The following is a 22513-nucleotide window of genomic DNA, read 5'->3' as shown; positions in this document are numbered from 1 at the left end:
CCGCAGAACGTTAAGGCGTGTTAATTGACGGCCTTGGCGTCAACTACGTCCTTCTCGATAGCTTTGGCCGAAGTGATCTCGATCCGGCGCGGTTTTAGGGCCTCGGGCACTTCGCGCTTGAGGTCGATGTTCAGCATTCCGTTTTCGTGGCTGGCACCGGTGACACGAACGTGGTCGGCCAGCGCAAAACGACGCTCGAACGCGCGGGTGGCGATGCCACGGTGCAGATAGCTGCGGTCCTTGTCTTCAGCGGCTTTCTTACCAGCCACAACCAGTGAGTTTTCCTTCACTTCGACAGACAGGTCATTTTCCGAAAAACCGGCAACAGCGACCGAAATGCGGTAGGTGTCGGCATCGGTTTTTTCGATGTTGTACGGGGGATAGCTGGGTTGAGCCACGTCGCTGGTCAGAACGCGATCCATCATGTCGGCGATCTGGTCAAAACCAATTGTGGCGCGGTGCAGCGGTGCAAAATCAAAAGTACGCATGTGTCGTATCCTCATCCTTGAGCGATTTACGATATGTGCCCTCCGACTGGACGGGCGATTACAGTTACCAGACCCCGTTGTGGCGATCCGATACACATCACATGGGTAGCGATTTAACCGAGTTCAACCCCCGCCAGAGCTGATGAATTTCGCGCCCGATCCGGACTTGCCCGATCCAACCTGCAACCGGCGGATCGACGCCTTTGGCTGCGGTGCATCGCGCCGCATAATCGCCTTGAGCTCGGCGACAATTCCGTCAAGCTCCATGCCGAACCCCACCTTTCTGCGGCCGTTCGTGCCTACGGCAGAAACCACCGACAGGATCTGCCAGCGCGAACCGTTTTTGGCCAGAATGGCGGACCCGGATGACCCGAAAGTAATGTCGCAATCAAAGGTGATTAGGCCCTGCCTGCGGTCGATGATACGGCATGACCGCTCTCGTGTGATCGCCTCGGATCGCCCTCGCCCATATGAAGCGATGCTGATTTCGTTGCCCTGAACGCGACCGCTGTGCAGCGCAAAAGGGTCCGCGATTGAATATGGAATAGGATCGTTCAGCCGCATCAGGGCCACATCCATCTGGACACCTTCAGGCGAAAGTGGATTCTTGGAGCCATAGCTGGGGTGAACCGCAATTTGCGTGATCTGACGATCGGCCAGAGCGTTACCATTGCTAAGACCCGCGCGAAAGGTGATGTCCTGAGGCGCATATGTTTGCCCGGTGCGGCGATCCACGGCGCAATGCGCGGCGGTCAGAACCATATCCTGAGCGATCAGCGTGCCAGTACAATAGGATCCATCGCCGACATCCAGTCGCCCGATCGCCTCCCAACCATACAGGTCATTCCGGTCTGTCAGCTTGCGTTTGTTGGCTTGCGCATAGGACGCGGTCGCCAAAACACTCAGGCCCAAAACCACGCTCCAGAAGACTTTTTTCATGGCCGAATGAACCTTGCGCCGATGTTCTTGTTTGATCCCGACCCGGAGGTTGACAGCCCAAATCCACGCCCTGCAGAAAGCTCGTCGCGCAGCAATTGCAGCGAATGCTCGACCGCGGTGCCAATCGCAACGCTTTGACCGTCCATACTGGCCTTGGCCGCAACGACTGAAACGATCTGAGGGCGCGCACCTTCAAAGGAAAAAACCGGGGCACCGGAGGATCCGAAATCGACGTCGCAGGACATGACCATGACGCCTGCCTGTTTGTTCATAACCGAACAGACCTGTTGCAGCGACGGGGCCTCGGACCTGTCATGTGCATAGGACACGACGCCGACCTCAGCGCCCCGGCGGGGCTGGTCCCCCGACTCGAAGGGAATGACGGCGGTGTTCCGGATCGGCTGCCACAGCTCGATCAGAGCGACATCTGCGCTTACGCGGTCCGTCGAGGAATCTACATTGTATTGATAGTCTGGATGGACAACGGCTTGTCGGGCCGTCCTGTAGGCCAAAGCCCGCCCCAATCGCCATCCGGCCAGAAACTCGATATCGGACGGGTTGATCCTTTGTCCGGACACTTTGTCGAACAGGCAATGCGCTGCCGTCAGGACAAGGGTCGGAGCCACCAGAGTGCCGGTGCAAAACCCTTTGCCAGCAATGTCCAGCCGCCCGACAGCCATCCATTCGCGCCCGGAATCTGAAGTCTCCAGGCTTTCCAGCCTGGTGTCCTGCGCTGTGGCCGCCATCGGCAAGACACAGAGCACAATCACCTTGATCCAGTTGCGCACGCGGTTCTCCGGGATTCACTCCGACGCACTTGTCCTACGTGCCGCGTTGGGCGAAAATAGGGCGGTCAGCGACTAAGGGAATTTCCTGAGGAATTGATGCGAGTCAGCATCAGCCCGTTTCACCGCACGACGGGTACTGGGTCTCCTGTCCGCTGCAAGGCCGGTGGCATTGGCCCACCTGTCGCCCAGTCCAGCAACTCGACGGTATGAACAATCGGCAGGCTCGTACCGGAACCGATCTGCATCATGCACCCGATATTGCCTGCCGCGATGATATCGGGCTTCTTCGCCTCCAACGTTCTGACTTTGCGCTGTTTTAATTGTCCCGAGATGTCCGGCTGCATCAGGTTATACGTTCCGGCGCTTCCACAACACAGGTGGCTGTCGGTGGGCTCAATCACCTTGAATCCCGCGCGTTTCAACAAGTCTTTGGGATAGCTTTTAATCTTCTGCCCATGTTGCAACGAGCAGGCCGCATGATAGGCAACCGTAAGGTCCTTATCGCGCCCCTCGGGCAATTTCAGTTGCATGACCAGTTCACTGATATCCATCGCAAGGCCCGAGACGCGTTCCGCATCACTGGCGAGTGGGTCGTTGCGGAACATATGTCCGTAATCCTTGACCGTTGTGCCGCAGCCAGAGGTATTGATGACAATGGCATCCAATCCATCACCATCCATCTCGCGAATCCAGGCTCTAACATTGGTCTCTGCAGCTTCATGGCTGTTCTTCACTTTACCCATGTGATGGGTCAAAGCCCCGCAACACCCGGCCCCCTCAGCCACCACAACCTCACATCCCAACCGGGTCAGCAACCGGATCGTGGCATCATTGATATCGGTATTCAGCGCTTTTTGCGCACAGCCCGTCATCAAAGCCACGCGCTTTTTCCGGTCTCCCTTTGGCGCAAAGCTCTGCGGATCATCGTTGCGGCTGACTGGTGGGATGAGTTTGGGCGCCATGTCCAGCATTGCTCGCAACCGGGCATCAGGCATCAGGAACCGGAAAGGACGGCCCAGTTTCGCGCCGATCAGGGCCCAACGGAACCGCATCGGATAGGGCAGGATCTGCGCCAGAACCCAGCGCAACATGCGATCCGACAACGGGCGTTTGTAATTCGCTTCGATGTATTCGCGCGCGTGATCGACCAGATGCATGTAATGCACACCCGATGGGCAGGTGGTCATGCAGGACAGACAAGACAGGCACCGATCAATATGTTTGACCGTCTTTTCGTCCGGCACACGCTCATTTTCCAACATGTCCTTGATCAGGTAGATACGCCCGCGTGGACTGTCGAGCTCATCCCCAAGCACCTGATACGTGGGGCAGGTGGCCGTACAAAATCCACAATGCACACAACTGCGCAGAATCTCGTTCGAGCGCTGGATTGCCGGGTCCTGCAACTGCTTTTCAGTGAATGTCGTCTGCATAGACCTACCCCATCACGCCCGGGTTGAACACGCCACGGGGATCAAATTTCGCCCGTAACCCTTTTGTTAGGGTCGAAATTGCCAGATTCTCCGGCTGAAATCGCCCCAATTGCCAGACCGATTCATTACTCGCGCGCACCAAAGTCGCATGACCGGAATATGAGCCAAGCCGCGCGCGCAGGTCCGTGCCATTCGGGACGCGCAGCCAGACAAGCCCGCCGCCCCAATCAAACAGCATTTGATCCGCTTCGGCGCGCGCCGAAATCTCCGCCGCATCACCGGGTTTTACCGAAACCCGCCAGATGTCCCCATCCTTCCCCTGAAACGGTTGAACATCGCGAATTCCAGCCCAAAGCGCATCGGACTCCGTTTCTTCGGCGATTTCTCCAAAATCTTCCAACTCGGCAGTCAATCTGCTTAACCGATATGCAACAGAATCCGCAAAACCTTCGACCCTAATCATGGCTTTTTGAAGATTTGGGTCATATGCCGCGCCTGACACTTCATACGGAAATTTCAGTGCTGCCGAAAGAACCCGCACGGCGGCGCTGATGTCTTGCACAGCAATAGAAAGGGTTGCGTTCCGGTCGGGCTTGGGCAGCACCTTTAGCGACACTTCGGTCAGAACGCCCAAAGTGCCCCACGATCCACCCATCAGTTTGACCAGATCGTAGCCGGTGACGTTTTTCATCACCCGACCACCATTCTTGATCACCTGCCCGCGCCCGTCGACAAAGCGCACTCCTAAAAGAAAATCCCGGCACGCCCCGGCCTGAATCCTGCGTGGACCCGAGATATTGGCCGCCACAACACCACCAATCGTCGGCTCACCCCGGGTGCCCAGCAAACCCCGATGATCCATTGGCTCAAAGGCCAGTTGTTGCCCTTCAGCCTCCAGCACCGCCTCAATCGCGGCCAGCGGCGTACCCGCCTTTGCCACAAGTGTCAGGGCACCGGGTTCATAAATCGTGATACCGTTCAGTCCGGATACGTTCAGTTCAGCCTCCGGCCCGGTCACACCGCGCGTGCCGCCCCCGGCAATCCGCACCGGGCCGCTCAGCCCAGCCACCAGTTCCGCCAATTCGGCTTCCGTTTCAGGTCTCATATGCTTCATCTTTTCCAAAATACTCCGGGGGCAAGGGGGCAGAGCCCCCTTATTCCGCCGCAATGCGCCGCGTCTGAGACACTTCCAGTGGGAAAACTTTCGCGGGGTTCAGCAGCCACTTGGGGTCGAATACATCTTTAATCGCCATCTGCGCCTCAAGGTCCGCAGGCGCATATTGATGCGCCATCAGATCCCGCTTTTCGATGCCCACCCCGTGCTCGCCGGTCAGGCAGCCCCCCTCATCCACGCACAGCTTCAGAATCTCGGCCCCAAAAGCTTCGCATTTTTCCAGATCACCGGGTTTGTTGGCGTCAAACAGGATCAACGGATGCATATTGCCGTCACCTGCGTGGAACACGTTGCCGACGGGCAAACCGAATTCCTCACTCAGTTCCCCGATCCGACGAAGAACCGTCGGCAAGGCTGACACCGGAATAGTGCCGTCCAGGCACATGTAGTCGTTCAATTGCCCCATGGCCCCGAACGCGGACTTCCGGCCCAGCCAGATTTTGGCGCTTTCCTCGTCCGACTGGCTTTCGTGCAGCTCGACCGGGTTATGACGCTTGGCAATCTCGATAATCTTCGACAGTTGAAAATCTATCTCAGCTTCCGAGCCCTCAACCTCGACAATCAGCAGCGCATGGCAATCGGGATATCCGGCCTTGGCGAAATTCTCACAAGCCTTGATGCACAGAGTATCCATGAACTCGATCGCCACCGGCAGAATGCCTGATTTGATAATGTCAGAGACACATTGACCTGCAACTTCATTGTCATCGAACCCCATCAGAACCGGCCGCGCGCCTTCCGGTTTACGCAGAATGCGCAGCGTGGCCTCTGTCACCACGCCCAGTTGCCCTTCCGATCCGCAAATGACGCCCAACAGGTCCAGACCCGGCGCATCCAGATGCTCGCCACCGATCTCGACAATGCTGCCGTCCATCATGACCATTGTCACGCCCATCAGGTTGTTTGTAGTCACACCATATTTCAGACAATGCGCACCACCGGAATTCATCGCGATATTGCCGGCAATGGCACAGGCCAATTGCGACGACGGATCGGGGGCATAGAAGAAATCCTCTTCCTCGACCGCGCCTGTGACGCTCAGATTGGTGCGGCCTGTTTGCACCTTGATAAAGCGGTTGTCGTAGTCGACCTCCAGAACGTCATTCATCCGTGCAACGCCCAGAATGACGCAATCCGCTGTCGGCAGCGCCCCGCCCGCCAGTGAGGTGCCCGCGCCACGTGGCACAACCGGCACCCCTTCCTCATGGCAGATGCGCAATACGTCCGAGACCTCCTGCGTGGTGGACGGCAGCACCGCCAGCATCGGAGGGCATTTATAAGCGGTCAGCGCATCGCATTCGTAAACACGTGTTTCGGATGGATCATGGATGACCGCGTCCTCTGGCAGAACTTGCAGAAGACGGCGAAGAACACTTGCCTTTCGGCGCAGAATATCGGGATTTGGCGTCGGCATGTCCATGGCTGATCCTCCATTTGGTAAAATAATATTACCAATTTCTCCTGCTGACAAGTTCCCATCGCAAGACACAGACTCGTGATGGCCATGCTGCGGGCCAGACCTTACCTTGACCCTATGCGATATGTGATTCTCAGCCTCTTTATGGCAAGCCCGGCCTTCGCCGACCCGCCCACGATAGAAAACGTAACAGCCAGCCAGAGCGGCGACACATGGCGATTCGACGTGACGATACGACATCCCGATACCGGATGGGATCACTATGCGGATGGCTGGCGTGTCCTGGATATGAACGGCACCGAGCTGGGGATGCGGGTTCTGCATCACCCGCATGAGAACGAGCAGCCCTTTACCCGCTCACTCGGCGGTGTCGTGATCCCCGGCGACGTGGCGCAGGTTCAGATTCAGGCGCGCGACAATGTGGATGGCTGGAGCGAAAGCACCACGGTGATTGACCTGAACTGACGGTCAGAACACTCCAAGGCTCAGCCCTGCGGCCAGGGCCGCGCCGATGTCACGGCATTGATCCAGTTGGTCCGGCGGAATGGTCTTTTCTGCCATAATTGCTTTGGGCGACTGGGCATGAGTGCAGATGATCAGAGGCGGCTGCACTTCCCGCAAGCGCCAGCCGGTGGCGATCCGGGCGGTTTGTCGGGCAGCGTTTTCGCCGTCGGACCCCGCGCAAACCATTTGCGCATAGGGGCGGCCTTCGATCCGGCCCAGCACCGGATAGTAGCAGCGGTCGAAAAACTCCTTCATCAGACCCGAAATCGCCGCAAGATTCTCGGGGGCGCAGAAGATATAGCCATCCGCGTTCAGCAAATCGTCAGGTCCGGCCTGATCGGCGGGCTTCAGGACAACCTCGGCCTCTTCGCGCCCGGCTTCGGCGGCTGCTTCGGCCATCTGCCGGGCGCCGCCGGTGCGCGAATGGTAAACGATCAGAAGCTGCGCCATGTCAGACCCGGTGATAAGGACCGCCCGACAGGATGGTCGCGGCCCGGTAGAGTTGTTCGGCCAGCATCACACGGACCAGCATATGGGGCCAGACCATCGATCCGAAGGAAATGGAAAAATCGGCCTCGGCCCGCAGATTAGGGTCTATTCCGTCCGCCCCACCAATGATCAACGCCAGATCCTGCCGCCCGGCATCGCGCCAACCGCCCAGTTTCTGGGCGAAATCCGGTGAGGACATCACCCGCCCGCGCTCATCCAGCGTACAGATCACCGCGCCTTTGGGCAGTGCCTTGCGCAGCAACGCGGCCTCGGCCCCCATGCCTGCGTTTTTCTTGTCCTCGACCTCGATCACACGTGCGGGACCAAGGCCCAGCGCGCGGCCGGTCCGGTCAAATCGGGTCAGGTAGTCGTCAAGCAGGGATTTCTCCGGTCCGGCGCGCAATCGCCCGACCGCAACTATGCTGATACGCATATCTCTCTCGCCTCCGGCCCTTCAATACAGGCCGGGATGGCGCCTCAGTTCGCCGAGGCGCTGCCGCCCTGAGGCAGCCACATCTTTTCCAGCTGATAGAATTCACGCACTTCGGGGCGGAAGATATGGACGATCACGTCGCCCGTATCGATCAGCACCCAGTCGCCGGCATCCTTGCCTTCGACCTTCGAGGTGAAACCGAATTCCTGCTTGATGCGATCCGTCAGCTTTTCCGCCATGGCCGAGACCTGACGGGTCGACCGACCCGAGGCAATCACCATATGATCCGCAACAGAAGACTTACCTTGCAGGTTGATCTGCACGACATCTTCGGCCTTGTCATCGGAAAGTGAGGAAAGGATACGTTCAAGCAGCTTGTCGCTGATTGACTGAGAGTGGGCCATTACTTTGGCCCGATCATCGGCGGGCAAACCCGCCTGGGTATGTAGAGACAGGACATAGTCCTCCTTTGCTGCGCGCCGCAAAACCCCGGCGCCGGGGTATTATTAAGGTAACAAGGGGATTGCAACATTTCAATGAAAGCCCGCTGTGCAAGTCACACAGGCGCTCACTCTTTGGCGACCTGTTGCGGGGCTGCGTCGGACAGCAGGCGCACTTCGCGCTGCGGGAAGGGAAGGGAAATACCCTCTTCCTGAAAGGCGTCCCACAGCGCCAGATAGACATTGCCGCGGATATTGGTCAGCCCCTTGGTCGGGTCGCTGATCCAGAAGCGCAGCACATAATCCACGCTGCTGTCGCCGAACCCGGTGATGTGGCAGACCGGCTCGTGCGAGCCGCCGCTGAGAACCCGGGTGACAGCCTTTACCGCCCGAATCGCCGTTGCGCGCACCTTGTGCGGATCGTCTTGGTAACTGGTGCCAAAATCCAAATCCAATCGCACGAACTTGTCCGAATGCGACCAGTTCACAACCTGATTGGTGATCAGATCCTCGTTCGGGATCAGATATTCCCGCCCGTCCCGGGTGACGACCGAGACATAGCGCGCGCCCAGCGCGTTGATCCAGCCGAACGTATCACCCAGCGAGATCACGTCGCCCGGCTTGATCGACCGGTCCATCAGGATGATGATCCCCGAGATCAGGTTCGACACCACCTTTTGCAGGCCAAACCCGATCCCGACGCCAATTGCGCCCGATAGCAGCGCGATGCCGGTCAGATCAAACCCAAGCGTGCGGATAGCCACCATAAAGACCGCACCATACAGCAGCACCTGAATACCCTTGGCCAGCAGCACCTGCATCGACGGGGTGATGTCGTCATTGCTCATCAACCCGCGTTCCGCCGCGCGCGTGCCCACGCGCGCCAGCGTCAGCAGGACACCGATCAGCAGAACCGCCTTGAGAATGCCCAGCGCCGAGATGTGCAGATCCCCGATGGAAATCGCCACCCCGTCCAGGAACTCGGCCACGTCATCGGTCAGATTCAGCGCAATAAGCGTTGCATAGACCCACATTGCCCATTTGAAGATCCGCCTCAGGGTGCGATTCCGCACCAGCCGCGCCACCAGCGCAATCGCCAACCACGCAAGCGCCAGAGTTGCGATCACACCAATGATATAGCTGCGCGACGGCCAGGTGACCTGCTGCATGATCAGGTACAACGCCCACGACATCAGCACGAAATAGACCAGTGTCAGGCGCTGCATCAGTTGGATCAGTATGCGCAGCCGCCATTTGGGCCAACCGGTGCGGGCGCGGGCCCAGGTTTCCCACCGGCCTTGGGTGACCAGTTTCAACGCAAATGCCAGCCCCCAAAGCACCAAGATGATGACAAGTTGGTGCTGGCGCCAACCCGGCGTGACCACCAGCTCGACAAGGTTTTCGAATTGCACGGAAAAGCCCGCGACCATGTTGTCATAGAGGTCCGACAGCGAGCCAGGGATCAGTTCTTGGTTCATGGGCCCAGCTTGGACAGCGTTGCCCGGCGATGCAAGCCCGGCGCGGGATTGAACCTTGATTGACGGCAAACCCCGTTATATCTGGACGGCATGAGACTCACAGTAGCCCAACTTCAGAATCTGGAAGACCGCGCGCGTTTGCGTGAACGGTTCTTTGGGGCTGCCCGCACGGTTCTGGCGCGCCTACCCGTCGCCTGAGCCAACTCGCCAGCTATTTCTCATTACACACGGGAGAGGACCGATGTCCCCCAAAACACTCTATGACAAGATCTGGGATGCCCATGTCGCGCACGAAGCCGATGATGGCACCTGCCTGCTTTATATCGACCGCCATCTGGTGCACGAAGTCACCAGCCCGCAGGCGTTCGAGGGCCTGCGCATGGCGGGCCGCAAAGTGCGCGCACCGGAAAAGACCATCGCTGTGCCTGATCACAACGTGCCGACCACGCCGGACCGTGTGAACGGGATCGAGAACCCCGAATCGCGTATTCAGGTCGAAGCTCTGGACAAAAACGCCAAGGATTTTGGCATTCACTACTACCCGGTGCATGACGTCCGTCAGGGCATCGTCCACATCGTCGGCCCGGAACAAGGCTGGACCCTGCCCGGCATGACCGTTGTTTGCGGCGACAGCCACACCGCCACCCACGGTGCGTTTGGTGCTCTGGCCCACGGTATCGGTACATCTGAGGTTGAGCACGTTCTGGCCACGCAGACCCTGATCCAGAAGAAGTCCAAGAACATGAAGGTCGAGATCACCGGCAAATTGCAGCCGGGCGTGACCGCCAAGGATATCACTCTGGCCGTAATCGGCGAGACCGGCACCGCCGGCGGCACCGGCTATGTCATCGAATATTGCGGTGAAGCGATCCGCGACCTGTCGATGGAAGGCCGCATGACGGTCTGCAACATGGCCATCGAAGGCGGCGCACGCGCGGGTCTGATCGCGCCGGACGAAACCACCTTTGAGTATGTCAAAGGCCGCCCGCATGCGCCGAAAGGTGCACAGTGGGAAGCGGCGATGGATTGGTGGAAAACTCTGTTCACCGACGAAGGCGCGCATTTCGACAAGGTCGTCACTCTGCGTGGCGAAGATATCGCGCCGGTCGTCACTTGGGGCACCAGCCCCGAGGATGTGCTGCCGATCACTGCAACCGTTCCGAACCCGGAAGATTTCGAAGGTGGCAAGGTCGACGCGGCCCGCCGGTCCATCGAGTACATGGGTCTGGAAGCTGGTCAGAAGCTGAGCGACGTGGAAATCGACACCGTTTTCATCGGATCCTGCACCAATGGTCGTATCGAAGACCTGCGCGCTGCCGCCGAGATTCTGAAGGGCAAAAAGATCAAGGACGGGATGCGCGCGATGGTCGTGCCCGGATCGGGTCTGGTCCGTGCTCAGGCTGAAGAAGAAGGTCTGGCCGAGATTTTCAAGGACGCCGGTTTTGAATGGCGTCTAGCAGGATGCTCGATGTGTCTGGCGATGAATCCTGACCAATTGCAACCGGGCGAGCGCTGTGCCGCGACCTCGAACCGCAACTTCGAAGGCCGTCAGGGCCGCGGTGGACGCACCCACCTGCTGAGCCCCGCAATGGCTGCCGCAGCGGCAATCACAGGACGGCTGACAGACGTTCGTGAATTGATGTAAGGTGCCCTCATATCTAGATATTTGAGGGATTGAAGACATGAGTGACTGGATCAAATGGCTTTTGCTTGGACTGCTGTCCATAGCGTTCGGCATCTTTGTGCTGGGTGCGCCCGTTGTGGCGTCGATTGCCGTGACAGTGGTGACCGGCGCGTTGCTACTGATCTGCGGTGCGCTGCAGGTTGTGGGCGGCTTCACCGTTGAAGGCACCGGTAACAAAATCCTGTCACTCATCATGGGTGCGGTCATGCTGTTTCTGGGCTGGTCCTTTCTGGATCACCCTTTGCAAGGCACGCTGACGCTGGCGACTGTCTGTCTGATCCTGTTCATGGCAGGCGGCATCGCGCGGATCATCCTGTCGTTCCAAATGAAAGGAACGCAGTTTTTCTGGCCCACACTGATCTCGGGCATCTTGTCGATCGTGCTGGCAGGTATCATCTGGTCTTATGCGGCAGCGGAACCGGCAGTTCTGTTGAAGCTTCTGGGGATCCTGCTGGGCATCGAGATGCTGTTTAACGGGTTCGGATTGGTCTTCATGGCGTTCTTCGTCAAGAACGCACCCACGGACGAAACAACAGAAGCGAAAGAAGCTTAAACGCGAGGCATGGGCGCGGCCCTACCCCGCAGGAGTGTAGAGATGGAAAAGTTCGACAAAGTCCACGGGGTGGCCGCCCCAATGCCGCTGATCAATATCGATACCGATATGATCATCCCGAAAGTGCACCTGAAAACCATCAAACGGTCCGGCCTGGGCGTCGTTCTGTTTGACGAGATGCGCTATCACGATGACGGGCAGGAGAACGAAGAGTTCGTCCTGAACAAACCGGCCTACCGTGAGGCTGAGATTCTGGTGGCCGGTGATAACTTTGGCTGCGGCTCGTCGCGCGAGCATGCGCCATGGGCAATCAAGGATTTCGGCATCAGGGTCGTGATCTCGACCAGTTTTGCCGACATCTTCTTCAACAACTGCTTCAAGAACGGCATCCTGCCGATCGTTGTCGAAGAAGAGCACCACGCGATCCTGATGGAAGACGCGCATAGGGGCGAGAACGCCCGCATGACCGTGCATCTGGAAGATCAGCAGATCACCACCTCGGACGGTGTCGTGATCGCGTTCGACATCGACCCGCACCGCAAACACTGCCTGCTGAACGGTCTGGACGATATCGGCCTGACGATGGAAAAAGATCATCACATCGACAAATTCGAAGATCACGCAAGCCAGGCCCGCCCCTGGGTGTGATTCTGGGAACGAATCTGTGGATACTCAACCTAACGGGGTCGCCAAGGCGGCCCCACTCGCATTCTTGGGGTTGATTTTTACGTAACCACAACATGTAGGTCTCAATTTGATATACACGTCGGATTTGCGTCCAAAATGATGCAATCCCGCACCAGTTGCGCCATCATTTTGCCCGAAATCACGTGTTTTCTGCACCCCATCTTGAGCGAAATGCCGCTTATCGTCCAAATTGGCGTTAACGAGGCAACCGTCAAATAATTCGAGACGACGGGCACAAGTTGGAATTTAGGTCGGCAAAGATCGGCCGATCCGGTTTGGAAAAAAGGGTTCGGAAAGTGATTGCGCGCACAACAGGGGCGGCGATACGCGGAATACTTGTGGCACTGATGGTGCTGACCCCCGCGTTGTACCTGCCTGTAACATCGACGAATGGGACCGAGATACTGGTCTTTCTCGCGATACTCGCGTTTATCCTGACGTTCGCCGAGTATAACTCTGCCTTTCCCAGCTTTATCGAATTCCGCGATGCGCCGCCGGTGAACCGCCTGCGGTTTGTCGGCCTTATGTCGATGGTCACCTTCCTGACACTGATTTGCAAAAACGCCTATGAGCCGACCGAAATGACCACGTTCTCGTATGCGGTCGGTCTGGCCGTCGCAAATGTGTTGGATTTCCCTTATTCGCCGGTTCGGCTGATCGTGTTGATGCTGCCAGCGGATGCCGGCCAGTCACTGATCGAACTGGTTCGGATTACGGCCAGCGTCGCCTATGTCGCCGCTTTGGTAACCATTGCCAGCTTCGCTTATGCGGTCAAAGTGAAAGGCTGGCCAACGGGCAACGGTGCGTTCAACGTATGGACCAATCTGCCGCTTTTTGATCCCACCAAGGGTGGCGACGTTGTCACTCGCTTGCAACGGGATGGCCGCCTGAACATCTGCATCGGCATTCTGCTGCCTTTCCTCATTCCGGCAGTTATCAAGCTGATGAGCAGCGTGGTCGCTCCGATCTCGCTCAGCAACCCGCAGACCCTGATCTGGACCATGAGCGCCTGGGCCTTTCTGCCCGCCAGCATGATCATGCGCGGCGTGGCGACCCTGCGCATTGCGGGTCTGATCGTGGAAAAACGCCGCGCCTATTCAACAAGCGAGTCGACGCAGACCGCATGATCCGCCTGCTTGTTCTGCTTCTGCTGCCCTTTGCGGCACAGGCAGAAACCGTGCGTATCGCCACCTACAACACCGAACTCAGCCGAAAAGGCCCGGGCCTTTTACTGCGTGACATCCAGCGGGACGATCCTCAGGTTCTGGCCGTCATCGACGTCATAGCAGCGGCTCGCCCCGATATCGTCGCTCTTCAAGGCATCGACTGGGATTTCGGCGGGGCAACCGTTGACGCTTTGACTGAAAAACTGCGAACTGCGGGTTTGGACTACGGCTATCACTATTCTGCGCAGCCGAACAGAGGACTGGAAACGCCTCTGGATCTGGATGGGGACGGTCGAACACATGGCCCCGGCGACGCACAGGGTTGGGGTCAGTTCACCGGTCAAGGTGGGCTGGCTGTTCTGTCCCGATACCAGATCATCGCTCCGGAGGTTCAGGACTATTCCGCGCTGCTTTGGCAGGACCTTCCAGGGGCCAGATTACCAAGCGTCGAAGGTCAGCCCTTCCCCTCGGACGCTGCACAAAGTGTTCAACGTCTATCCTCGACCGCGCATTGGGTGATTCCAATAGAAACCCCGCTGGGGCGTCTCAATTTGATGACCTTTCACGCTGCTCCACCGGTTTTCGACGGGCCGGAGGATCGCAACGGCCTGCGCAACAGGGATGAGATCCGCTTTTGGTCCGAGTTGTTGAAAGGAGGCCTGGGACCGGCTCCCGAAGGGCCTTTCGTGATAGCCGGAGATGCCAATCTCGACCCGACACGCGGGGAAGGCCACAAGCAGGCCATTCATTCCCTTCTAAGCAACCCCAATGTGCAGGATCCGGTGCCCGAGACCCCGTCAGGTTCATCCACAACGGTCGATTGGAAAGCCACGGGCGAGATGCGCGTCGACTATGTGTTGCCGTCCAGCGATCTGAACATCTCCGATACCGGTATCGTGTGGCCCGAGGCCAGCGGCACGCTTTACGACAGCGCCCGACGCGCCAGCAGGCACCGGTTGGTCTGGGTTGATGTAACTCTACCCTAGAACTTCGCTCGTTGGTTCTGCAGGAGCCGCAGCGGCAACAGATTGGGACGGAATTGCCGAACACAACGCAATATCCAAATCCGTCTGAGGGACCGGACCCAACAACTCGCTCATATAGCTGCCGTCCAGTTGATGTTTCACCTGCCACAGGTATCGCATTTCCAGCAGATGAGGCGCCAGGCGCCAGAATGGTCGCGCCACGTGCAAAGGCCACCATTTCATGCGCCGGACCGAAACTGACCGACCGGTTACTCGCGAAAGGGACCGCGCAATCTGCGTCCCGGTCAACGTGTACCCTTCGAAAGGAACGTCACAGAAGCGGGGCAGATCGTTTCGTATCTCAGCCAGCGCGACGGCGGCACGGGCCAGATCCGGCAGATAGGCCCAGGCGTGCCGCGCCTCCGGGTCGCCGGGGTAAACTAACTGATTGCGCGACAGGCGTTTGATCATGACCTGATCGAACCAGTTGCCCGATGCTCTGGTGTCAATGAAATCCCCTGCTCGTAAGATGATGGTGCGCACGGTCGAGGCGCGGTATGCCTCTTCCATCTCGACCCGGATGCGACCAAGCGGATTGGTGGCCTGATGCGGTGTCCCGCCAGACCACGGGCCCGGCGTATTCTCACCGAACACGTAGACATTGCCCGGTACAAGCACGGTCGCACCCGTGTCTGATGCAACATCTATTACCTGTCGGGTCAGCTTGGGCACCTGCTGCGCCCAGTCAGGGTAAAGCGGGTTCCATCCGTTTACGATGACATCCGCTCCACGCGCGGCCTGCGCAAGTGTATCGGAGGTGCGATCAAATTCGGTCACGCTCCAACCCGCGTTTCGAAAGGCCAGCGCTGCGTTGCGCCCAAAGCGCCCCGATGCGCCCAGTACAAGTGCTGTCTGCGTCATGGCTGCCTCCTGTCTGCGCTCAATCTACCCATTCAGTTCACGCATTGAATTGCCGTAAATCGCAGAGCGTGTATTCATATCTGAATGGATAAAGCACTTACACATGCGGATTGGTCCCTGATCCAAAGCTTTCTGGCCGTAGCCGAAACCGGTTCATTATCAGCCGCCGCCCGCCATCTGGATCGCAGCCAACCCACATTGGGACGGCAGGTGCAAAGCCTTGAAGACGAGCTGGGCGTGTCCCTGTTCGACCGGCACGCGCGCGGTCTGAAGCTCAGCGAAGCGGGCGCGCAGCTCTTGCCGATGGCGCAGCAGATGCACAGCGCAATGACCGCGTTCAGCCTTGCCGCCGCTGGACAGTCGCAGAAACTGGAAGGCTCGGTGCGCATCACTGCATCCGTCTTTGCCTCGCATCACCTGCTGCCCCCGATTCTGGCGGATATCCGCAGGCAGGAACCCGCCATTCAGCTTGAACTTGTCGCCACCGATACCACCGAAAATCTACTCTATCGCGAGGCGGATATTGCCGTGCGTATGTATCGCCCGGCACAGATGGATCTCATTTCCCGCTACCTTGGGGATGTGCCGCTGTGTTTCTGTGCCGCCACCTCCTATCTGGATCGAATGGGACGGCCCAAAACACCCGAAGAGGTGTTTGCGCATGACCTCGTGGGGTTTGACGCAAACCAGGAGATTATCAAAGCCATGCGGGAAAAGGGATGGCCCGCGAGCCGCGACAGCTTTGCCACCCGCTGCGATCTGCAAAGCGCCTATTGGGAACTGATCCGGGCAGGCTGCGGCATTGGCTTCAGTCAGATTCAGGTGGCCGAAGCCGATCCCGACGTTGAAATTCTGCCACTGGATGTTGAAATTCCGGTCTTGCCGGTGTGGCTGGCCGCGCCGCAGGCGATGCGTCAGACCCCGCGCATCCGCAGGGTCTGGGATTTGTTGGCCGAAGGGCTAAAAGCCATTCTTTGAGGGTCAGAGCGGGCCGGTATAGGTTCCGCGCGCAGGGTAATTGTTGCCCAGAGTGAACTTCAATCCACCTGCGATATCCGACATGGACGGTCGCCCAAAAGGCGTGGTCTGCTGCCACGCGTAATACAGCGTCCGGTCAGGTGCGACATAGAAATGCCCGGGCTCAGCGAACAGGTCCGGTTCGGCACTGCCGTCGCGCTTGGACGAGATGTTCAGCCCCCAGTCCTCCCGCGCCTCGGACAGCGGTAGACTGTGACCCACGCGCAGACGCGACACTCCGGCTTTCTCGGCAGTTTCAGCCGCGCGCTCGGCGGTGTCTGTGGTGATCATGATGACCTCGACACCCAGCGCCGCGAAGTCGTCCAGCGCCGCCTCGACCTCGGTCATCTGCTTGATACAGATCGGGCAGTGCAAGCCGCGATATTGAATCACCAGCGTTCCGTTTTCACCTTTGTCAGCCTCCAGATCGAAGCTGCCATGCGCGACGGTTTCGATTTTCAGCGCAGGAACCGGATTTCCAGGTGTCAGCATGTGTTTTCCTCGTGATTTGGCGGGTTCGTCTCATTGACCCGATGCGACGCAGACGCTAGGGCCTGTGCGACAAAACGCAAGGAGACTGTCGATGCCCAACCCCTCGCTCCTCATCCTGCCCGGAGACGGAATTGGCCCGGAAGTTATGGCCGAAGTGCGCAGAATCATCGATTGGTTCGGCACCAATCGCGGTCTTCAATTTGACGTGAGCGAGGATCTGGTCGGCGGCGCGGCCTATGACGCCCACGGCAAGCCCCTGTCAGATGAGACGATGGCCAAGGCGCAAGAGGTGGATGCGGTTCTTTTGGGTGCGGTTGGCGGCCCGAAATACGACGATCTGGATTTCAGCCTCAAGCCCGAGCGCGGCCTGCTGCGCCTGCGCAAGGAAATGGACCTGTATTCGAACCTGCGCCCGGCGCAGTGCTTTGACGCGCTGGCCGATTTCTCGTCGCTGAAAAAAGACATCGTGGCCGGCCTCGACATCATGATCGTGCGCGAGCTGACCTCGGGCGTCTATTTCGGCGAGCCACGTGGCATCTTCGAGGAAGGCAATGAGCGCGTCGGTATCAACACCCAGCGCTACACTGAATCCGAGATTGAACGCGCCGCGCGCTCGGCCTTTGAACTGGCGATGCGCCGGAACAAAAAGCTGTGCTCGATGGAAAAAGCCAACGTCATGGAATCGGGCATCCTGTGGCGTGAAGTCGTAAATCGCGTTGCCGCCGATTACCCCGAAGTCGAGCTGAGCCATATGTATGCCGACAATGGCGCCATGCAGCTGGTGCGTGCGCCCAAGCAATTCGACGTGATCCTGACCGACAACCTGTTTGGTGACATCCTGTCCGACTGTGCTGCGATGCTGACGGGTTCACTGGGTATGCTGCCCTCGGCGTCGCTGGGCGCTCCGATGGCCAATGGCCGCCCCAAGGCGATGTACGAACCGGTACACGGGTCAGCACCCGATATCGCGGGTCAGGGCAAAGCCAACCCAATTGCCTGTATCCTCAGCTTTGCGATGGCTCTGCGTTACAGCTTTGATCAGGGCGAAGAAGCAGATCGTCTGGAAGCAGCGATCGAGAAAGTTCTGGCTGATGGCGTCCGCACCGGTGACCTGCTGGCGGATGAAGGCGTCACGCCGGTCTCGACCACCGAAATGGGTGACGCGATCCTGGCCGCGCTGGACGCCAGCGTCTGAAACACGCAAGAGACGAATGACAAAAGGCGGTGCCCAGCGCACCGCCTTTTTTCTTTTAAGCCTTCACGAAAAGCCTTAGTTGCCGCCAAAGATGTTCTTCAGCAGGTTGTTGATGTCTTGGGCAAAACCTCCCCGCTTGCGGCGCGGCTGCGGTTGGGCGACCTGAACCGGCGGTTCCGGTGCCATCATCGGCAAGGGCGTGGGTGTCATCCCTTCGGTGACACGCAGCATTGTCTCTTTCCAGATTTCGGCAGGCAGTCCACCGCCGGTTACGCCAGACAGCGGGGTGTTGTCATCATAACCCATCCAGACACCGGTTACATAGTCAGCCGTAAAGCCGATGAACCACGCATCCCGCGCCGCCTGAGTCGTGCCGGTCTTGCCCGCCACTTGCCAACCCGGCAGCTTAGCGCGCCCACCTGTGCCCTCGGACACCACACGTTCCATCATCCAGGTCAATTGCCTGGCGGCCGAGTCATTGATCACCCGCTCGCCGATGCCGGTCGTTGTGACCATGACCGGCGTTTCATCACCCAGCAGCTTCAGTTCGGTCAGCCCATAAGGTTCGACCTGCGATCCGCCATTCAGGATACCCGCATAGGCCCCGGTCATCTCAATCAACGTGCTTTCTGACGCACCAAGCGCCAGCGCCGGCCCCTGCGCAAGGTCGCTGGCAATCCCAAAGCCACTGGCGATTGTTCGAACATTTTCCAGACCGGAAATCTCGGCGACTTTCACGGCTGGTATATTCAGCGAGTTTTTCAGAGCATCCGCCAGCGTCACCTGCCCGTAATACTTGTTGGTATAGTTCTTGGGACACCACTGGCCCGACCCCGGAATGTTCACGCAATAGGGTTCATCCATCACGGTATCCAGCGGCGAATACCCAAGTTCCAGCGCGGTCGCATAGACAAACGGCTTGAACGACGATCCGGTCTGGCGCAGGGCCTGCGTCGCCCGGTTGAACGCACCAGACACCCGCGTCTTACGCCCACCGACCATACCGCGCACTGCACCATCCGCCGACATCACAACAATGGCGGCCTGCGCCTTGGACCCTTCGCGAACCTTTTCTTGAAAGATAAATTTCAGCGCCTCTTCGGCAGAGGTCTGAATGCGCTGATCCAATGTGGTGCGGATCACCACATCCTCGGTCGTGTTGCGCGTAAAGAATTCGGGGCCACTGGCCATAACCCAATCGGCGAAATATCCCCCGGCCCGCGCAGCCGCAGCCTCGGACAGCTGGGCCGGTCTGGCACGCGCTTCGCTGGCCTGTGCAGAGGTCAGATAGCCCTGATCCTCCATCAATCCAATCACAAGCCGTGCCCGATCCTGAGACCGCTGCAGGCTGTTCGTTGGCGCATACCGCGTCGGCGCAACCAGCAGACCGGCCAACATCGCCGCCTCTGCCGGGGACACCTCAGCCGCAGACTTTCCAAAATAGCGCTGGCTGGCAGCTTCGAACCCGCGCGCACCGGCACCAAGGAAGGCACGGTTCAGATAAATCGTCAGAACCTCATCCTTGGAGTATTTCACCTCCATCGCCATGGCATAAATGGCTTCCTTGGCCTTGCGCCAAAGCGAACCCTGACGGCAATCGGCCTCATAGGCCGCCTCGGATTCCCACTCGGTCGGATCGTAAGGTTCGCCCAGACACAAGAGTTTCGCGGTCTGCTGCGTGATGGTTGACCCACCATGCCCGGACAAAGGTCCGCGCCCTTCGCTCAGGTTGATACGAACGGCACTGGCGACGCCGCGCGGGCTCACGCCGAAATGTCGATAGAATCGCTTGTCCTCGGTCGCGATCACAGCGTTCTTCAGATGCGGTGACACCGTATCCGCCGTGATCACCCCGCCGAACTGATCACCGCGCCACGCAAACACCTTGCCGTCGCGATCCAGCAACGTAACCGAGCCACGCGCCCGGCCATCCAGCAACGCATCAACGTCGGGCAAAGTTGTATAGACGACACCCACCGCCAAGGCGATCAACGCAGCGACGATTGCCCCGACACGCCACGTCACGCCCCAGATCAGCCTCCAGATCCATCTGAACAGACGACGAAAAATTCCGCCTCCGTTCCCGCCTGAACGTTTACGCCTCGTCTTGCGCGTGGGTTTTCGCGTGGTGGTTTTGCGTGCCGTCGATTTCTTACCAGCCGGTTTCGCAGCCCGCTTTGATGCCGCAGGTTTGCGCCCTTTCGACGGGTATCTTTTGTCCGCGACCAGTTTCGGCTTGCGGCGGTTGGACTCAGTCATGCTCAAACTCTGCCCGGTTATGCTTTTGCGCCACCATACCCCGGTGGCCGGAGTATGTAGAGGTCCGAATTTCCGTAAATTCCCCTCACATCAGCGCCCGCTTTTTAATCATTTGGATCAATTTGTGCAAAAAATGTGCAATTTTGCGTCACTTTACTGCGCATTTACGCCCCGAAACCGTTTCTTACAACGCTCAGTCGCGCTTTTTTCTGCAGGTGCAAACAAACCGGTCCCGCCGGAGAACCAGAGGGGAAAGACGTGAAACTGATCATTGCGACAATCAAGCCGTTCAAGCTCGAGGAGGTGCGCGAGGCACTGACCGAGGCGGGCGTGCGCGGCATGATGGTAACCGAAATCAAGGGCTTCGGCTCGCAGTCCGGGCACACGGAAATTTACCGCGGGGCCGAATACGCCGTGAATTTCGTGCCCAAGATCAAGCTGGAAATCGTGGTGCCCGCAACGATGACCGACCAGATCGTCGAAACCATCACCAAAACCGCCAAAACCGGCAAGATCGGTGACGGCAAGATTTTTGTCCTCGATGTCGAGCAGGCCCTGCGCGTGCGGACCGGGGAAACCAACGAAGACGCGCTGTAAGCGCGGCTACTTACACTCAAGTCGAGGACTGACAATGAACCTGATGAAATCTCTCGTCCCTGCCGCTGCGCTTGTCGTGCTGCCGCAGATGGGCCTTGCGCAGGAGGCCGTCGAAGGCGAGGCCGCGCTGCACACCCAGTATATCTTCACCACCCTGCTGTTCCTGATGGCGGGCTTTCTGGTCTTCTTCATGGCAGCAGGCTTTGCCATGCTCGAAGGTGGCCTGGTGCGGTCCAAAAACGTGGCCATGCAGATGATCAAGAACGTGGCGCTGTTTTCCCTTGCCGCAATCATGTACTGGCTGGTTGGCTTCAACACGATGTATCCGGGCGACTTCAATGGTTTCTTTGCCCTTGGCGGCCCGACCGTGCTGGATGCTGTGGGTGTTGCGCCCGCTGACGCCGCGTTGGATTACGCTTCGATCGGCTCGGACTTCTTTTTCCAGCTGGTCTTTGTTGCAGCGACCGCCTCGATCGTATCCGGCGCCGTGGCCGAACGGATCAAGCTGTGGCCCTTCCTGATCTTCGTGGTCGTTCTGACCGGCTTCATGTACCCGATCTCGGGGTCGTGGAAATGGGGCGGTGGCTGGCTGGACGCCATGGGTTTCTCGGACTTCGCCGGTTCGACCGTTGTGCACTCGGTCGGAGGTTGGGCGGCTCTGGCTGGCTGTCTGATCCTGGGTCCACGGATCGGTAAGTACAAGGACGGCAAAGTCCACCCGATGCCCGGTTCAAATCTTGCTCTGGCAACCCTTGGAACGTTCATCCTGTGGCTGGGCTGGTTCGGATTCAACGGCGGCTCGCAACTGGCCATGGGCACCGTGGGTGACGTATCTGATGTTTCGCGCATTTTCGCCAACACCAACATGGCCGCCGCATCCGGAGCCGTTGCCGCGCTGATCATGACGCAGGTCCTGTACAAGAAGCCTGACCTGACCATGGTTCTGAACGGTGCGCTGGCCGGTCTGGTCTCAATCACAGCCGAACCGCTGGCTCCTACTCTGTTCGGAGCGCTTTGGATCGGGGCAGTCGGCGGTATCATCGTGGTCTTCGCGGTTCCAATGCTGGACAAGTTCAAGATTGACGACGTGGTTGGTGCAATCCCGGTTCACCTGTTCGCCGGCATCTGGGGCACCATCGCCGTGATCTTCTATGGCGAGGCCAACCTGATCACCCAGCTTACCGGTATCGTGGCCTACGGTGTCTTCACCTTCATCGCAGCTCTGATCTTGTGGTCCGTACTGAAGGCCACCTTGGGTATACGCGTAAGCGAAGAGGACGAGATCAACGGCCTCGACATGGCGGAACTGGGTATGGAAGCCTATCCGGAGTTCTCAAAGGGCTAAGGCTCCGGCTCATCGCAAACAAAAAACCCGGGCGGACTCGCCCGGGTTT

At 58.7% G+C, this 22513-nt stretch carries 24 protein-coding genes; 11 read left to right on the top strand and 13 right to left on the bottom strand.

The window, feature by feature from the left end:
* Positions 1-20: 20 nt before the first annotated feature.
* The 6 genes from ACR0LF_RS12555 to ACR0LF_RS12530 all read right to left on the bottom strand — a co-directional run bounded on the left by ACR0LF_RS12555 (position 21) and on the right by ACR0LF_RS12530 (position 6242).
* Positions 21-488 (bottom strand): Hsp20 family protein, encoded by a 468-nt coding sequence (locus ACR0LF_RS12555; RefSeq protein WP_480577772.1) that lies wholly within the window; start codon positions 486-488, stop codon positions 21-23.
* A gap of 123 nt (positions 489-611) precedes the next feature.
* Complete coding sequence (locus ACR0LF_RS12550; RefSeq protein ID WP_480577769.1) at positions 612-1427, bottom strand: trypsin-like serine peptidase; 816 nt, start codon at positions 1425-1427, stop codon at positions 612-614.
* Positions 1424-2215, bottom strand: coding sequence for a trypsin-like serine peptidase (locus tag ACR0LF_RS12545; protein WP_480577766.1), 792 nt, complete (start codon positions 2213-2215; stop codon positions 1424-1426). The genes ACR0LF_RS12550 and ACR0LF_RS12545 overlap by 4 nt, the downstream gene beginning before the upstream one ends.
* 119 nt (positions 2216-2334) lie before the next feature.
* Positions 2335-3648 carry a glycolate oxidase subunit GlcF gene (gene glcF / locus ACR0LF_RS12540; protein ID WP_480577763.1) on the bottom strand — a complete coding sequence of 438 codons (1314 nt, stop codon included), beginning with the start codon at positions 3646-3648 and terminating at the stop codon, positions 2335-2337.
* 4 nt (positions 3649-3652) lie between these two features.
* Complete coding sequence (locus ACR0LF_RS12535; RefSeq protein WP_480577760.1) at positions 3653-4753, bottom strand: FAD-binding protein; 1101 nt, start codon at positions 4751-4753, stop codon at positions 3653-3655.
* Between the two features lie 49 nt (positions 4754-4802).
* Positions 4803-6242, bottom strand: coding sequence for an FAD-linked oxidase C-terminal domain-containing protein (locus tag ACR0LF_RS12530; RefSeq protein WP_480577757.1), 1440 nt, complete (start codon positions 6240-6242; stop codon positions 4803-4805).
* Positions 6243-6356: 114 nt separating this feature from the next.
* On the opposite strand from ACR0LF_RS12530, the gene ACR0LF_RS12525 reads away from it, so the two are divergent.
* Positions 6357-6704, top strand: a complete 348-nt coding sequence (locus ACR0LF_RS12525) for a hypothetical protein (RefSeq protein ID WP_480577753.1) — start codon at positions 6357-6359, stop codon at positions 6702-6704.
* Between the two features lie 3 nt (positions 6705-6707).
* Here the strand turns inward: ACR0LF_RS12525 and ACR0LF_RS12520 are convergent, their stop codons facing one another.
* The 4 genes from ACR0LF_RS12520 to ACR0LF_RS12505 all read right to left on the bottom strand — a co-directional run bounded on the left by ACR0LF_RS12520 (position 6708) and on the right by ACR0LF_RS12505 (position 9583).
* Complete coding sequence (locus tag ACR0LF_RS12520; RefSeq protein WP_480577750.1) at positions 6708-7193, bottom strand: flavodoxin family protein; 486 nt, start codon at positions 7191-7193, stop codon at positions 6708-6710.
* Position 7194: 1 nt separating this feature from the next.
* Positions 7195-7665 carry a 23S rRNA (pseudouridine(1915)-N(3))-methyltransferase RlmH gene (gene rlmH, locus ACR0LF_RS12515; RefSeq protein WP_480471155.1) on the bottom strand — a complete coding sequence of 157 codons (471 nt, stop codon included), beginning with the start codon at positions 7663-7665 and terminating at the stop codon, positions 7195-7197.
* A 44-nt stretch (positions 7666-7709) separates the two neighbouring features.
* Positions 7710-8069 carry a ribosome silencing factor gene (gene rsfS, locus ACR0LF_RS12510; protein WP_058276550.1) on the bottom strand — a complete coding sequence of 120 codons (360 nt, stop codon included), beginning with the start codon at positions 8067-8069 and terminating at the stop codon, positions 7710-7712.
* Positions 8070-8233: 164 nt separating this feature from the next.
* The gene (locus ACR0LF_RS12505; protein ID WP_480577747.1) at positions 8234-9583 is read right to left on the bottom strand and encodes a mechanosensitive ion channel family protein; all 1350 of its coding nucleotides are present in this window, start codon (positions 9581-9583) and stop codon (positions 8234-8236) included.
* 90 nt (positions 9584-9673) lie between these two features.
* Between ACR0LF_RS12505 and ACR0LF_RS12500 the strand changes: the two genes are divergently transcribed.
* The 6 genes from ACR0LF_RS12500 to ACR0LF_RS12475 all read left to right on the top strand — a co-directional run bounded on the left by ACR0LF_RS12500 (position 9674) and on the right by ACR0LF_RS12475 (position 14659).
* Entirely contained in the window at positions 9674-9781 is a 108-nt protein-coding gene (locus ACR0LF_RS12500; RefSeq protein WP_480577744.1) for an isopropylmalate isomerase, read from the top strand.
* A 43-nt stretch (positions 9782-9824) separates the two neighbouring features.
* On the top strand, positions 9825-11228 hold the full coding sequence (leuC, locus tag ACR0LF_RS12495) for a 3-isopropylmalate dehydratase large subunit (RefSeq protein ID WP_480577741.1): 1404 nt from the start codon (positions 9825-9827) through the stop codon (positions 11226-11228).
* 37 nt (positions 11229-11265) lie between these two features.
* On the top strand, positions 11266-11820 hold the full coding sequence (locus tag ACR0LF_RS12490) for an HdeD family acid-resistance protein (RefSeq protein ID WP_480577738.1): 555 nt from the start codon (positions 11266-11268) through the stop codon (positions 11818-11820).
* Positions 11821-11862: 42 nt separating this feature from the next.
* Positions 11863-12468 (top strand): 3-isopropylmalate dehydratase small subunit, encoded by a 606-nt coding sequence (leuD, locus tag ACR0LF_RS12485; protein ID WP_480577735.1) that lies wholly within the window; start codon positions 11863-11865, stop codon positions 12466-12468.
* Positions 12469-12803: 335 nt separating this feature from the next.
* Positions 12804-13634 (top strand): hypothetical protein, encoded by an 831-nt coding sequence (locus ACR0LF_RS12480; protein ID WP_480577732.1) that lies wholly within the window; start codon positions 12804-12806, stop codon positions 13632-13634.
* Positions 13631-14659, top strand: coding sequence for an endonuclease/exonuclease/phosphatase family protein (locus ACR0LF_RS12475; protein ID WP_480577729.1), 1029 nt, complete (start codon positions 13631-13633; stop codon positions 14657-14659). The genes ACR0LF_RS12480 and ACR0LF_RS12475 overlap by 4 nt, the downstream gene beginning before the upstream one ends.
* Here ACR0LF_RS12475 and ACR0LF_RS12470 read toward each other — a convergent pair.
* Positions 14651-15559 carry a Rossmann-fold NAD(P)-binding domain-containing protein gene (locus ACR0LF_RS12470; protein WP_480577726.1) on the bottom strand — a complete coding sequence of 303 codons (909 nt, stop codon included), beginning with the start codon at positions 15557-15559 and terminating at the stop codon, positions 14651-14653. The two genes, ACR0LF_RS12475 and ACR0LF_RS12470, sit on opposite strands and share 9 nt — an antisense overlap.
* Positions 15560-15643: 84 nt before the next feature.
* Between ACR0LF_RS12470 and ACR0LF_RS12465 the strand changes: the two genes are divergently transcribed.
* Positions 15644-16537 carry a LysR family transcriptional regulator gene (locus ACR0LF_RS12465; RefSeq protein WP_480577723.1) on the top strand — a complete coding sequence of 298 codons (894 nt, stop codon included), beginning with the start codon at positions 15644-15646 and terminating at the stop codon, positions 16535-16537.
* 3 nt (positions 16538-16540) lie between these two features.
* Here ACR0LF_RS12465 and ACR0LF_RS12460 read toward each other — a convergent pair whose 3' ends face one another.
* Complete coding sequence (locus tag ACR0LF_RS12460) at positions 16541-17068, bottom strand: redoxin domain-containing protein (protein ID WP_480577721.1); 528 nt, start codon at positions 17066-17068, stop codon at positions 16541-16543.
* 91 nt (positions 17069-17159) lie between these two features.
* Here ACR0LF_RS12460 and leuB point away from each other — a divergent pair, with 91 nt between their 5' ends.
* A complete protein-coding gene (gene leuB / locus ACR0LF_RS12455) occupies positions 17160-18263 on the top strand; it encodes a 3-isopropylmalate dehydrogenase (RefSeq protein ID WP_480577718.1) in 1104 nt (367 codons plus the stop codon).
* Positions 18264-18338: 75 nt separating this feature from the next.
* On the opposite strand, the gene ACR0LF_RS12450 is transcribed toward leuB, so the two are convergent.
* The gene (locus tag ACR0LF_RS12450) at positions 18339-20522 is read right to left on the bottom strand and encodes a transglycosylase domain-containing protein (RefSeq protein ID WP_480577715.1); all 2184 of its coding nucleotides are present in this window, start codon (positions 20520-20522) and stop codon (positions 18339-18341) included.
* Positions 20523-20780: 258 nt separating this feature from the next.
* On the opposite strand from ACR0LF_RS12450, the gene ACR0LF_RS12445 reads away from it, so the two are divergent.
* On the top strand, positions 20781-21119 hold the full coding sequence (locus ACR0LF_RS12445) for a P-II family nitrogen regulator (RefSeq protein ID WP_480577712.1): 339 nt from the start codon (positions 20781-20783) through the stop codon (positions 21117-21119).
* A 34-nt stretch (positions 21120-21153) separates the two neighbouring features.
* Positions 21154-22464 (top strand): ammonium transporter, encoded by a 1311-nt coding sequence (locus tag ACR0LF_RS12440; RefSeq protein WP_480577709.1) that lies wholly within the window; start codon positions 21154-21156, stop codon positions 22462-22464.
* Positions 22465-22513: the final 49 nt, after the last annotated feature.

It is taken from the genome of Ruegeria sp. E8 (genome assembly GCF_056533985.1).
Note: the sequence above shows the minus strand (reverse complement) of the source record. Positions and strands in the feature narration are given on the sequence as shown.

Excerpts from the sequence above, each read along its gene's own strand:
- ACR0LF_RS12555 (WP_480577772.1), bottom strand. The coding sequence starts at position 488 with ATGCGTACTTTTGATTTTGCACCGCTGCACCGCGCCACAATTGGTTTT.
- ACR0LF_RS12550 (WP_480577769.1), bottom strand. The coding sequence starts at position 1,427 with ATGAAAAAAGTCTTCTGGAGCGTGGTTTTGGGCCTGAGTGTTTTGGCG.
- glcF (WP_480577763.1), bottom strand. The coding sequence starts at position 3,648 with ATGCAGACGACATTCACTGAAAAGCAGTTGCAGGACCCGGCAATCCAG.
- ACR0LF_RS12535 (WP_480577760.1), bottom strand. The coding sequence starts at position 4,753 with ATGAGACCTGAAACGGAAGCCGAATTGGCGGAACTGGTGGCTGGGCTG.
- ACR0LF_RS12530 (WP_480577757.1), bottom strand. The coding sequence starts at position 6,242 with ATGGACATGCCGACGCCAAATCCCGATATTCTGCGCCGAAAGGCAAGT.
- ACR0LF_RS12525 (WP_480577753.1), top strand. The coding sequence starts at position 6,357 with ATGCGATATGTGATTCTCAGCCTCTTTATGGCAAGCCCGGCCTTCGCC.
- ACR0LF_RS12520 (WP_480577750.1), bottom strand. The coding sequence starts at position 7,193 with ATGGCGCAGCTTCTGATCGTTTACCATTCGCGCACCGGCGGCGCCCGG.
- rlmH (WP_480471155.1), bottom strand. The coding sequence starts at position 7,665 with ATGCGTATCAGCATAGTTGCGGTCGGGCGATTGCGCGCCGGACCGGAG.
- rsfS (WP_058276550.1), bottom strand. The coding sequence starts at position 8,069 with ATGGCCCACTCTCAGTCAATCAGCGACAAGCTGCTTGAACGTATCCTT.
- ACR0LF_RS12505 (WP_480577747.1), bottom strand. The coding sequence starts at position 9,583 with ATGAACCAAGAACTGATCCCTGGCTCGCTGTCGGACCTCTATGACAAC.
- ACR0LF_RS12500 (WP_480577744.1), top strand. The coding sequence starts at position 9,674 with ATGAGACTCACAGTAGCCCAACTTCAGAATCTGGAAGACCGCGCGCGT.
- leuC (WP_480577741.1), top strand. The coding sequence starts at position 9,825 with ATGTCCCCCAAAACACTCTATGACAAGATCTGGGATGCCCATGTCGCG.
- ACR0LF_RS12490 (WP_480577738.1), top strand. The coding sequence starts at position 11,266 with ATGAGTGACTGGATCAAATGGCTTTTGCTTGGACTGCTGTCCATAGCG.
- leuD (WP_480577735.1), top strand. The coding sequence starts at position 11,863 with ATGGAAAAGTTCGACAAAGTCCACGGGGTGGCCGCCCCAATGCCGCTG.
- ACR0LF_RS12475 (WP_480577729.1), top strand. The coding sequence starts at position 13,631 with ATGATCCGCCTGCTTGTTCTGCTTCTGCTGCCCTTTGCGGCACAGGCA.
- ACR0LF_RS12470 (WP_480577726.1), bottom strand. The coding sequence starts at position 15,559 with ATGACGCAGACAGCACTTGTACTGGGCGCATCGGGGCGCTTTGGGCGC.
- ACR0LF_RS12465 (WP_480577723.1), top strand. The coding sequence starts at position 15,644 with ATGGATAAAGCACTTACACATGCGGATTGGTCCCTGATCCAAAGCTTT.
- ACR0LF_RS12460 (WP_480577721.1), bottom strand. The coding sequence starts at position 17,068 with ATGCTGACACCTGGAAATCCGGTTCCTGCGCTGAAAATCGAAACCGTC.
- leuB (WP_480577718.1), top strand. The coding sequence starts at position 17,160 with ATGCCCAACCCCTCGCTCCTCATCCTGCCCGGAGACGGAATTGGCCCG.
- ACR0LF_RS12450 (WP_480577715.1), bottom strand. The coding sequence starts at position 20,522 with ATGACTGAGTCCAACCGCCGCAAGCCGAAACTGGTCGCGGACAAAAGA.
- ACR0LF_RS12440 (WP_480577709.1), top strand. The coding sequence starts at position 21,154 with ATGAACCTGATGAAATCTCTCGTCCCTGCCGCTGCGCTTGTCGTGCTG.